General features: G+C 68.6%; 10 protein-coding genes. 8 read left to right on the forward strand and 2 right to left on the reverse strand.

Translation table 11 applies throughout. The annotated features are described in order from the left end of the window. The first annotated feature begins 265 nt into the window (after positions 1–265). Entirely contained in the window at positions 266–1,150 is an 885-nt protein-coding gene (locus tag DIE06_RS28170) for a MurR/RpiR family transcriptional regulator (RefSeq protein ID WP_124664211.1), read from the forward strand. 40 nt (positions 1,151–1,190) lie between these two features. Here DIE06_RS28170 and DIE06_RS28175 read toward each other — a convergent pair whose 3' ends face one another. Then, positions 1,191–2,711, reverse strand: a complete 1,521-nt coding sequence (locus DIE06_RS28175; protein ID WP_124664212.1) for a CoA-acylating methylmalonate-semialdehyde dehydrogenase — start codon at positions 2,709–2,711, stop codon at positions 1,191–1,193. Positions 2,712–2,820: 109 nt separating this feature from the next. Between DIE06_RS28175 and DIE06_RS28180 the strand changes: the two genes are divergently transcribed. The 7 genes from DIE06_RS28180 (at position 2,821) to DIE06_RS28210 (ending at position 10,111) form a co-directional block, all read left to right on the forward strand. Beyond that, the gene (locus DIE06_RS28180) at positions 2,821–3,756 is read left to right on the forward strand and encodes a LysR family transcriptional regulator (RefSeq protein WP_071334345.1); all 936 of its coding nucleotides are present in this window, start codon (positions 2,821–2,823) and stop codon (positions 3,754–3,756) included. Positions 3,757–3,906: 150 nt separating this feature from the next. Beyond that, entirely contained in the window at positions 3,907–4,134 is a 228-nt protein-coding gene (locus DIE06_RS28185; RefSeq protein WP_006753156.1) for a sulfurtransferase TusA family protein, read from the forward strand. A 225-nt stretch (positions 4,135–4,359) separates the two neighbouring features. After that, positions 4,360–4,770 carry a peptidase gene (locus tag DIE06_RS28190; RefSeq protein ID WP_124664213.1) on the forward strand — a complete coding sequence of 137 codons (411 nt, stop codon included), beginning with the start codon at positions 4,360–4,362 and terminating at the stop codon, positions 4,768–4,770. 228 nt (positions 4,771–4,998) lie between these two features. Continuing rightward, positions 4,999–5,703 carry a response regulator transcription factor gene (locus DIE06_RS28195; RefSeq protein WP_124664214.1) on the forward strand — a complete coding sequence of 235 codons (705 nt, stop codon included), beginning with the start codon at positions 4,999–5,001 and terminating at the stop codon, positions 5,701–5,703. Then, the gene (locus DIE06_RS28200; protein WP_124664215.1) at positions 5,700–7,061 is read left to right on the forward strand and encodes a FecR domain-containing protein; all 1,362 of its coding nucleotides are present in this window, start codon (positions 5,700–5,702) and stop codon (positions 7,059–7,061) included. The genes DIE06_RS28195 and DIE06_RS28200 overlap by 4 nt, the downstream gene beginning before the upstream one ends. 10 nt (positions 7,062–7,071) lie before the next feature. Next, the gene (locus tag DIE06_RS28205) at positions 7,072–9,459 is read left to right on the forward strand and encodes a CHASE2 domain-containing protein (RefSeq protein WP_124664216.1); all 2,388 of its coding nucleotides are present in this window, start codon (positions 7,072–7,074) and stop codon (positions 9,457–9,459) included. A 37-nt stretch (positions 9,460–9,496) separates the two neighbouring features. Next, positions 9,497–10,111 (forward strand): DUF4136 domain-containing protein, encoded by a 615-nt coding sequence (locus DIE06_RS28210; RefSeq protein ID WP_124664217.1) that lies wholly within the window; start codon positions 9,497–9,499, stop codon positions 10,109–10,111. Positions 10,112–10,171: 60 nt separating this feature from the next. On the opposite strand, the gene galU is transcribed toward DIE06_RS28210, so the two are convergent. Then, positions 10,172–11,056, reverse strand: coding sequence for a UTP--glucose-1-phosphate uridylyltransferase GalU (gene galU, locus DIE06_RS28215; RefSeq protein WP_124664218.1), 885 nt, complete (start codon positions 11,054–11,056; stop codon positions 10,172–10,174). Positions 11,057–11,134 lie beyond the last annotated feature (78 nt).

An 11,134-nucleotide genomic window follows, 5' to 3' on the forward strand; every position in this document is an offset into this window, starting at 1 on the left:
AGGGCCAATGCGCGCCATCGGCCGGCGGCGTCGAGCCTCGGTAGACGCCCTAATCTTTACGGCGCGACAAGGGCGTTGGAAAATCGTTTCCAGTACAGCCGTGGAGTGTGTGCAAGTGATGATCGAGCGCGTGGGAGCGAGCGTGCGGCACGGGTCGTGCCGCAAACGTGATTAAATTCGCCCTTCATGCATGTCTACAGGTGAGTCCCGGGCCGCGTGCGTCAATATCGCGCGCGCATCGGGGCCGTCAACTTCGCGCTATCCGATGAGTTCATCCGAGAAACCACCCGCCACCGTCGAGGCGTTCCTGCAGCATCTGACGCAGGAATACGACGGCCTCAGCAATCGCCTGAAGGTGATTGCGCGTCACGTGGAAACGCATCGGGACCAGCTTGGCCTGGAAGGCATCCAGTCGCTCGCGGAGGCATGCGGGGTCCAGCCGTCGGCCGTCGTGCGGTTCGCGAAGCATTTCGGCTTTTCCGGCTTCTCCGAGATGCAGCGATTGTTCCGCGAGGGCCTGGCCCAGCAGATCGCGCCGGGCCGTGCGTACAACCTGCGATTGCGCGACGTGATCGAGGCGGGCTCGTCGAGCCTGCAGCCCGAGCAGATCGCCGACGAATTCATCAAGGGCAGCATTGCCGGGATGCAGCAGCTGCGGCAGACGCTCGACCCGCAGGCGCTCGCGCAGGCCGTCGACCTGCTCGCCGACACGCAGGCGATCTGGATCGCCGGCTCGCGCCGCGCATTCCCGATCGCCGTGTATCTCGACTATGCGCTGCAGCACACCGACAAGCGCATCGGCCTGTTCAGCGCGCTCGGCAGCATGCATCTCGGGCAGATCCGGTCGGTGCGCGAGGGCGACGTGATGATCGTGATCTCGTTCATGCCGTATGCGGAAGAGACGGTGCAGGTCGCGCAGCAGGCCGTGCAGCGCGGCGCGCGCCTGATCGCGATCACCGACAGCCGGATGAGCCCGCTCGCGCGGGAGGCCGAGGTGACATTGATGGTGCAGGACAGCGCGACGTTCGGGTTCCGCGCGCTGACCGCGACGATGGGCCTCGCGCAGAGCCTGTTCGTGGCGCTCGCGTATCGGCTCGAGCTGTCGTACTTGCCGACCGCCGGCGGCGCCCACGACACGAAGGCCGGCTGACGCCCGCGGGTCCATCCGGCGGGCGGCCTGCTAGTCCGGCTTACTTCGCGGTCGGCATCGCGAATTCCGCACCCTTGCCGATGCTCGACGACCAGCGCTGCATCACCGACTTCTGGCGCGTATAGAACCGCACGCCTTCCTCGCCGTACGCATGCATGTCGCCGAACAGGCTCTTCTTCCAGCCGCCGAAGCCGTGCCATGCCATCGGCACCGGAATCGGCACGTTGATGCCGACCATGCCGACCTGGATGCGCCGCGCGAATTCGCGCGCGATCCCGCCGTCGCTCGTGAAGCACGCGACGCCGTTGCCGAACTCGTGCGCGTTGATCAGGTCGACGGCTTCGCCGAAGTCCTTCACGCGCACGCAGCCGAGCACGGGCCCGAAGATTTCTTCCTTGTAGATGCGCATGTCGGGGCTCACGTGATCGAACAGCGTGCCGCCGGTGAAGAAGCCTTCCTCGCGGCCCGGCACGCGCAGCCCGCGGCCGTCGACCACCAGTTGCGCGCCTTCGCTGACGCCTTGCGCGATATAGCCTTCGATGCGCTTCAGCGCTTCGCCGGTGACGATCGGACCCATCTCGACTTCCGGCGACATCCCGTCGCCGATCACCAGCTTGCGCGCGCGCTCGGCCACCGCCGGCACGATCCGGTCGGCCACGTCGCCGACCAGCACCGCGATGCTGATCGCCATGCAGCGTTCGCCGGCCGAGCCATACGCGGCGCCGATCAGCGCATCGACCGCCTGCTCGATGTTCGCGTCGGGCATCACGACGAGGTGGTTCTTCGCACCGCCGAGCGCCTGCACGCGCTTGCCCGACTGCACCGCGCGCTGCTGCACGTAGGCCGCGATCGGCGTCGAGCCGACGAAGCTGACGGCCTGCACGTCCGGATGGTCGAGCAGCGCGTCGACCGCGCCCTTGTCGCCCTGCACGACATTGAACACGCCGGCCGGGAGGCCTGCCTGCGTGAGCAGGTCGGCCATGAACAGCGCCGCCGACGGGTCGCGTTCGCTCGGCTTCAGCACGAACGTGTTGCCCGTCGCGAGCGCGACCGGGAACATCCAGCACGGCACCATGCACGGGAAGTTGAACGGCGTGATGCCCGCGACGACGCCGAGCGGCTGGCGCATCGTCCAGTTGTCGATGCCGGTGCTGACCTGGTCGGTGAAGTCGCCCTTCAGCAGTTGCGGCACGCCGCACGCGAATTCGATGATGTCGATGCCGCGCGCGACTTCGCCCTGCGCGTCGGAGAACACCTTGCCGTGCTCGGCCGTGATGATCGCCGCGAGCGTGTCGCGGTGCTCGTTCATCAGCTGCAGGAAGCGGTGCAGCACGCGTGCGCGGCGGATCGGCGGCGTCGCGGCCCAGGCCGGGAACGCGGCGTGGGCGGACGCGACGGCCTGTTGCACTTCGTCGTCGCCGGCGAGCGCGACGCGGCGCACCGCGCGGCCGAGCGCCGGATTGAGGACGTCCTGGAAGCGGCCGCTGCGGCCGGCAACGGGCGCGCCGTCGACATAGTGGCCGACGTCGGCGTCGGACGTGTACGCGGGAACCGGATTCATCGTGTCTCCTGAGGATCGGGGGTGGACGGAACCTAGTCTAGGCAAAGCGGCGGGGCGGGAGAAGGCCGCGCAGCTTGATTCACTGTTCAGAATTCTGAATAATCACCGGATGAATCAGCAAAATGTCCAGGCGCTCTGGCCGCATATCCATTCGCTGACGGTGCTGGCCGCGGCCGGCAGTTTCACGGCTGCCGCGCAGCGGCTCGGCATCAGCAAGGCCGCGATGAGCCAGCGCATCGCCGATCTCGAAAAGGCGGCCGGCGTGCCGCTCGTGCGGCGCACGACGCGCAGCGTGCGGCTCACCGACGCGGGCCAGACGCTCGTCGACAGCACGCGCGACGCGTTCGAGTCGATCGGCCAGCACTTCGCGCGCGTGAAGGACCTGGCCGGCGAGCCGCGCGGCCTGCTGCGCGTGACGGTGCCGGTCGCGCTCGGGCGCCAGCAGGTCGTCCCGCACCTGCCCGATTTCCTGCGCCAGCATCCGGGTGTGCAGATCGAACTCGACCTGTCGGACCGGCTGCATTCGCTCACGCAGGAGGGTTTCGACCTCGCGATCCGCCATACGACCACCGCGCCGCAGACCCACGTCGCGTGGAAGCTGTGCGACACGCGCTCGCTGCTCGTCGCGAGCCGCGACTACCTCGACGCGCGCGGCGCGCCGCGGCACCCGAGCGAGCTCGTCGAGCACAGCTGCCTGTGCTACCTGCGCGACAACGAGCCGGCCGCATGGAGCTTCGAGCCGCACGGCCGGCGGCGCGAGCGCGTGAGCGTGCCGGTGCGCGGCAGCTTCGCGGCGAACAACAGCGAGGCGATGCGCGAGGCCGCGCTCGGCGGGCTCGGCATCGCGCTGCTGCCGGATTTCAGCGCGCAGCGCGATCTCGACGCCGGCCGGCTGGTCGCGCTGCTCGACGGCTGGCGGCCGTCGGGCGCGTTCGGCGATCACATCTTCGCGATCCGTCCGTACAGCCCGGTCGTGCCGAGCGCGGTGCGCGCGCTCGTGCGGCACCTGCGCGAGCGGCTCGCGGGCGGTTTCTCGGGCACCTGATGTGCCCCTGACGGGCGCTTGGTGGAACGCGCGCGGGCGCGCCGCGTTGCCCGGCCGGGCCCCGGCCGCGCGGGCAGGGGTGGCCGCGCTGCGGTAAAATCGCCGCTTCTCCCGCGCCCGTGTGGCGCGTCATACGAAGGTCGACAGCCGATGCAGATTCACAAGGAAGTGGACGCGCGCGGGCTCAATTGCCCGTTGCCGATCCTGCGCGCCAAGAAAGCGCTCGCCGATATGGAGAGCGGGCAGATCCTCAAGGTGCTCGCGACCGATCCGGGCTCGCAACGCGATTTCGCCGCGTTCGCGAAGCAGACGGGCAACGAGATCGTCGAAGTGACGACCCAGGACAAGACGTTCGTGTTCCTGATGCGCCGCCGCTGACGGCCGCATCACGCGTCTCTTGCGGCACCGCACGCACGCCGCCCGTTGTGGGCCCGGCTGCGCCTCTGACCCCTCTGACAATTCTTAAACCTCGTCGCGTGGCCGGCTGCGTATACTGACCCGGCCGGTCGTCCGCCTCGGATGGATGCACCGGCCACGGTACGTCATACGAGGCGGGCACGGGGGCCATGCCTGACGCTACCGTTGTACAAACGGGGAGAGGACATGTCCTTCAGACCAGGGACCATTCGAAGTCCGTCCGCAGCGGAATGCATCGCGCCCGCGCGCGCGGAGGGGTTGAGCCGGATCGAGCTCGACCCGCAACAGGATCGCCATGCGCGTGCCGCCCTGGAGGCGTATGCCGATTCGGCGGCGGCCGAGATGCCGTGGCTGGCCGAATCGCTCGACGAACGGCTGCGCGGCGCCGCGCGGGACGACGACGCGGGCCTCACGTATTGTGGTGCGACGATCGAGCGCGTGTTCGATCTCGCGCAAGCGTGGGCGACGAGCCAGCCCGACTATGCGGCGCCGGCGTGGGAGCGCGTGCGCGGCCAGCTGGAGCGGATGCTTGGGCAGCCCGTGCTGGGGCTGCCGGAGCAGCCCTCGGTCGCGCGAAGGGAAGGATTATTCGAATAAAGGACCGTAGTCCGCGCAATTTCTTGGCGAATTTCATACTACTATGATGAAATCGCCGGTTCGTCCGTGCCCCGTTTTTGAGATATTTGCCGGGGTGCCGTGTCGCGCAGGTTGCGCGCTCGGCAAACGACGGCTCGCCGGCCGGTGTCGGAAGCTGCGCGCGTGCCGCGCGGCGGGGTGAGCGCGGGGAGCTGAACTGGACGAATCGATTTCGATTTGCGGGGTGCTATGAGAATTGCTGTACTGGATGACGATCCGGCCCAGACGGATTTCGTCAGTCAAACGCTGACGGCCGCCGGCCACACGTGCTATGCGTTCAAGGAAGGCAAGGCCCTGAAGAAACGTCTGCAGCGCGAGACGTTCGATCTGCTCGTGCTCGACTGGAACGTGCCCGACATGTCCGGCGAGGAAGTGCTCAAGTGGGTGCGTGCGAACCAGACCGAGCACAGCCTGCCGATCATCTTCATGACGAGCCGCGACGACGAGGCAGGGATCACGCAGATCCTCAACGCCGGCGCCGACGATTATGTGGTCAAGCCCGTGTCGGGCCCGATCCTGCGCGCGCGCATCGGCTCGCTGCTGCGCCGCGCGTATCCGGTCAACGCGGAGGCAACCGTTCGCGAGTTCGACCAGTTCCGCTTCGACGTGAACCTGAAGCAGGCCTATGTCGGCGACAAGGCCGTGAGCCTCACGCAGAAGGAATTCGAGCTCGCGCTGCTGCTGTTCCAGCACCTCGACCGGCCGCTGTCGCGCGCGCACATTCTCGATCTGGTGTGGAAGCAGGCGACCGACATTCCGTCGCGCACGATGGACACGCACATCTCGATGCTGCGCACGAAGCTCGGCCTGCGGCCGGAGAACGGCTATCGCCTCGCGCCGATCTACGGCTACGGCTACCGGCTCGAGCGGGTCGGCCTGGGAGAACCGGAGTGAGTCAGCGAATCACGCAGCGCACGGCGAGCTTGCGTACGGCGGTACTGCACGCGGCATGCGCGGTCGCGTTTGCGTTCGCGGCGCAGCAGGCCGTCGCGCAGCCGCCCGCTGCCGTGGGCAAGACGGTCGTCTATCGCACGCATGCCGGCGACACGCTGTACGACGTCGCGGCGCGCTACCTGCAGGGCCCGGACGACTGGCAACTGCTGCAGCAGATCAACGGCGTGCCCGCGCCGAAGCGCCTGCAGCCCGGCATCGCGCTGAAGCTGCCGGTCGCGCGGCTGCGCAAGGAAAAGCTGACCGCGCGCGTCGTCGCGGTGCAGGGCACGGCCGAGCGCGCGTCCGGCGACGCATACGCGCCGCTCGCGAACGATGCGACGCTCACCGAGGGCGACCGTGTGCGCACGGGCGCGAACGGCTTCCTGACGCTCGAACTGGCCGACGGCACGCACATGAGCCTGCCGCCCGACAGCCAGCTCGACCTGAAGACCTTGCGCCGCACCGTGCTGACCGGCACGCTCGATCGCGAGTTCGAACTCACGCGCGGCTCGGTCGACAGCGAGGTCACCCATCTGAAGAAGCGCGACGACCGCTTCCAGATCCGCTCGCCGTCGGTCGTGGCCGGCGTGCGCGGTACGCGGTTCCGCGTGAACTACGACGCCGCCGGCAACGCCGCGACGCGCGTCGAGGTGCTCGACGGCACCGTCGGCGTCGCGGGCAAGCAGCAGCCGGCCGACCCGACGCTCGTGCATGCGAACTTCGGTAGCGTCTCGACGTCGTCCGGCGCGGTCGGCGCACCCGTGCAGCTGCTGCCGGCGCCCGCGCTCACGCATCCCGACAAGGTGCAGGACGAACCCGACCTCACGTTCGACATCGCGCCGCTCGAGCGTGCGCACGCCTATCACCTGCAACTCGCGCGCGACGCGGGCATGCTCGAGCTGTTCAGCGAAACGCGCACGGTCTCGTCGCGTGCGGTGTTCCGCGAGGTGCCGAACGGCACGTACTTCGTCCGGATTGCCGCGATCGACGACAACGGCCTCGAAGGCATGCCGCACACTTACGCGTTCGAGCGGCGCCTGATGGGGCTCGATGCGAGCGCGTCGCCCGGCCCGAACGGCTATGAGTTCCGCTGGTCGCCGAACGGCGCGGCCAAGGATGCGCACTATCGGTTCGTGCTGTCGCGCTCGAAGGACCTGAGCGCGCCGGTCGTCGACCAGATGGGCCTGCAGGCGCACCGGATCACGGTCGCCCACCTGCCGCCCGGCGACTACTACTGGGCGGTGACGGTCGAGGAGTTCGAGGGCGGCAAGTTCTATCAGAAGACGAGTCCGGTCGGCGCGTTCACGTTGTCGCGCTGACCCGCGGCGCATGAAAACCGACTCCGTTTCCCCGCGGCGGCGCCTCGGCCGCCGTTTCCTGATCGAGTGGATCGCGATCGGCTGCCTCGGCATCGCGGTGATTCTCGCGTGCGCGCTCGGCCGGATGTCGTCGAGCGTCGACGGGCTGATCTACGACCGGCTGCTGATGCTGCGCAGCCTGCCGCTGTCGCCCGACGTCGTCGTCGTCGACATCGACAACCAGAGCGTATCCGCACTCGGCCGCTGGCCGTGGCCGCGCAGCGTGCACGCACGGCTGCTCGACACGCTGGCGCGTGCGCAGCCGGCCGCGGTCGTCTACGACGTGCTGTTTACCGAGCAGTCGCCGGAGGACCGCGCGTTCGCGGACGCGATGGCGCGTGTACCGACCTTCCTGCCCGTCCTGCTGAGCCCCGAGCAGGCGGACGGCACGCGCACCGTCGATCCGCCGGTGGCCGAGCTGTCGGCGCGCACGATGGGGCTCGGCCACATCAATCTCGAGGTCGATCCCGACGGCATCGTGCGCAGCGTCGCGCTGTTCGAAAGCGACGGACGCGTGCGCTGGCCGCAGTTGATGGTGCCCGTCTATCGCGCGATCGAGGCCGGACGGCTGCATCCGGTCGGCGGTGCGCCCGGCGCGAATGCACACGACCTGTCGCGCGACGCGACCGGCGAGGGCCGCTACCTGATCCCGTTCAGCCGCAACACGCCCGCGTATCCGACACTGTCGTTCAACGACGTGCTCGAAGGCCGCGTGAAACCCGATGCGCTGCGCGGCAAGATCGTCGTTGTCGGCGTGACGGCGTCGGGCCTCTACGACCGCTTCGCGACGCCGGTGTCGGGCGAGTTCGGCCCGCTCGCCGGCGTGTACATCCATGCGAACGTGCTCGACATGCTGACGACCGGCAGCGCGATCCTCCCCGCGTCGCGCGCCGGGCTCTTCGCCGCCTCGCTGCTGCCGCTCGCCGTGCTGCTGGGCGGTTTCCTGATGCTGTCGCCGTGGCGCGCACTGCTGCTGACGCTGAGCCTGGCCGCGCTGGCCGCCGTCGCGAGCCTGCTGCTGCTGTTCGAGGCGCGCGTGTGGCTGTCGCCCGCGCCGGCGATCTTCGGGCTGGTCGCCGTGTACCCGATCTGGAACTGGCGGCGCCTGGAAATGACGATGTCATACCTGCGCCGCGAGCTGCAGCGGCTGGCCGACGAGCCGCACCTGCTGCCCGAGGCGCCGCGCACGCGCAGCGTCGGCGGCGATGTGCTCGAACGTCAGATGGCGCTGATGGCGCAGGCCGCGCAGCGGGTGCAGGACATGAAGCGCTTCGTGTGGGACAGCCTCGACAGCATGCCGGAGCCGATCTTCGTCACCGACCTGGCCGGAACCGTGCTGATCGCGAACCATGCGGCGAAGCGCTACGGGTCGCGGCTCGCGTTGCCGCTGCCGGAAGGGCGGTCGCTGCGCGCCGCGCTCGGCGAGCTGACCTTCATGAAGACCGTCGACGGCAACGCCGAACACGACGTCACGATCCGCGAACACTGGCCGGCCGCACTCGACCCGACGCACGGGGCCGAGCAGGACGCGATGGCGCGCGGCATCGAGGTGCGCGATCGCGACGGGCTCGACCATCTGTTACGCTACGCCCCGTGTACGAACGCGCAGGGCCGCGTGACGGGCTGGATCGCCGGCCTTGTCGATGTGACCGAGCTGCACGCGGCCGAGCGGCAGCGCGAGGAGGCGCTGCACCTGCTGTCGCACGACATGCGTTCGCCGCAATCGTCGATCCTCGCGCTCGTCGAGATCGAGCGCGATCGCGTCGAAACCGACGCGATGCGTGGGCTTCTCGCGCGGATCGAGCGCTATGCGCACCGTGCGCTGTCGCTCGCCGACGAGTTCGTGCAGCTGGCGCGCGCGGAGTCGCAGACGTACCAGCTCGAACCGACGAGCCTGGTCGACGTGCTGATCGACGCGAGTGACGAAGTGTGGCCGCAGGCGCAGGCGAAGCGCATCCGGATCGAGACCGACGTCGGCACCGACATGTGCTGGACGCGCGCCGACCGCTCGCTGATCACGCGCGCGTTCGTCAACCTGCTGAACAACGCGGTCAAATACAGTCCGTCCGAAACGGTGATCGCGTGTACGCTGACGGTCGAGCACGCATCGAGGCGGATGTTCTGTACGATTCGCGATCAGGGGTACGGCATCGCGCCGGAAGATCAGCGGCATCTGTTCGAGCGTTTCAAGCGGTTCCATGCCGGCGAGCGGCCCGAAATCTCGGGCTCCGGGCTCGGCATGGCATTCGTGAAGACGGTCGTCACGCGCCACGGCGGCAGCGTGACGGTCGACAGCGAAGTGGGTGTCGGCACCGCGGTGACGGTGTCGCTGCCCGCGATCGACGAGCCGTCCGCCTGACAGGGCCGGGCACGACGGCAGGCATTTGGGGGAAGTCATGGGAAAGGAATGGGCAGCGACCGCGCTGGCGGTGTCGCTGTTGACGGGTTGCGCCGGCGTCACGACCGGCGTGAGCGCGCTCGGGCAGCCGAATGTGTTCGCATCCGGTGCGCACGGCTACGATTTCGTTCGCACGGCCGCTCAGGCCGACGATGCCGAATACCGGCAGATCGAGACGCTCGTGCGCGACGAGCTCGCGCACCGCGGCTTCGACGCGCAGTCCGGCAACACCGCGGACTACCGGCTGTCGATCGCGTATGCGACGCAGCCGGCGTCGGTCGCGACGACGGCCGACCAGTGCGGCACGGCAAGCAGCGCGTGCGTGACAGTCGACGGACCGGCACCGTTCGCGCTGCCGTTCGCGGGCAAGGTGTACCGCCACGTGCTGACGCTGCGTTTCGTCGATGCGAAGTCGGGCGCCGACGTCTATCGCGTGTCGGCGTCGCTGCGCGATCGCGATGCGGGCTCGCGGCAGGCCGCGCCGACGCTCGTGAAGAGCGCGCTCGCGAAGCTGCCGTTCGAGCAGGGCGACGGCTGGTTCGTCACGACGAAAAAAGACGACGCGGGCGCAATGCCGGGCGTCGTCTCGGTGAAGCCGGCCGCCACGCGCTGACGCGGCGGCCGTGAGGTGAGGGCGGGCCCGCCGAGGCGGCGCGGCCGGCCCGTGCCGCGTTCAGGCGGCCGGTTGCCCGTTGCCGCGCGTGCGCAGGTACGCGTCGAACTCGGTGCCGACTTCCGGGTGGCGCAGCGCGAACTCGACCGTCGCCTTCAGGTAGCCGAGCTTGCTGCCGCAGTCGTAGCGCGTGCCCTGGTACTTGTAGGCCAGCACCTGTTCGTCGGCGAGCAGCGCCTGGATCGCGTCGGTGAGCTGCAGCTCGCCGCCCGCGCCCGGCTTCAGCGCGCGCAGGTGTTCGAAGATCCGCGGCTTCAGGATGTAGCGGCCGACCACGCCGAGGTTCGACGGCGCGACTTCCGGCGCCGGCTTCTCGACGATCGCCGACATCTTGACGATCGATTCTTCCCATTCCTTGCCGTCGACGATGCCGTACGACTTCGTCTCCGACGGCGGGATCTCTTCCACGCCGATCACCGAGCTGTGATAGTGGTCGAACACGTCGACCATCTGCTTCATCACGGGCGGGTTGCCGTCGAGCAGGTCGTCGGCGAGGATCACCGCGAACGGGTTGTCGGCGACGAGCTTCTCCGCGCACAGCACCGCATGGCCGAGGCCGAGCGCTTCCGGCTGGCGCACGTAGAAGCAGTCGACATGGCTCGGCTTGATGCTGCGCACGAGCTCGAGCAGCTTCTCCTTGCCGCGTGCCTCGAGTTCGGCCTCGACCTCGTACGACTTGTCGAAGTGATCCTCGATCGCGCGCTTGCTGCGCCCGGTCACGAAGATCATCTCGGTGATGCCCGCGGCGATCGCTTCCTCGACGGCGTACTGGATCAGCGGCTTGTCGACGACGGGCAGCATTTCCTTCGGGCTCGCCTTCGTTGCCGGGAGGAACCGCGTGCCGAGACCGGCGACGGGGAATACCGCCTTGGTGACTTTCAACATGATCGAACCTTTATTCCTGTAATCGTCTTGTCAGACAGTCTATGTTCACGTTCCGATTATAGTGAACGCAAACGACCT

It is taken from the genome of Burkholderia sp. Bp8998, from assembly GCF_003854235.1.
Classification (GTDB): Bacteria; Pseudomonadota; Gammaproteobacteria; order Burkholderiales; family Burkholderiaceae; genus Burkholderia.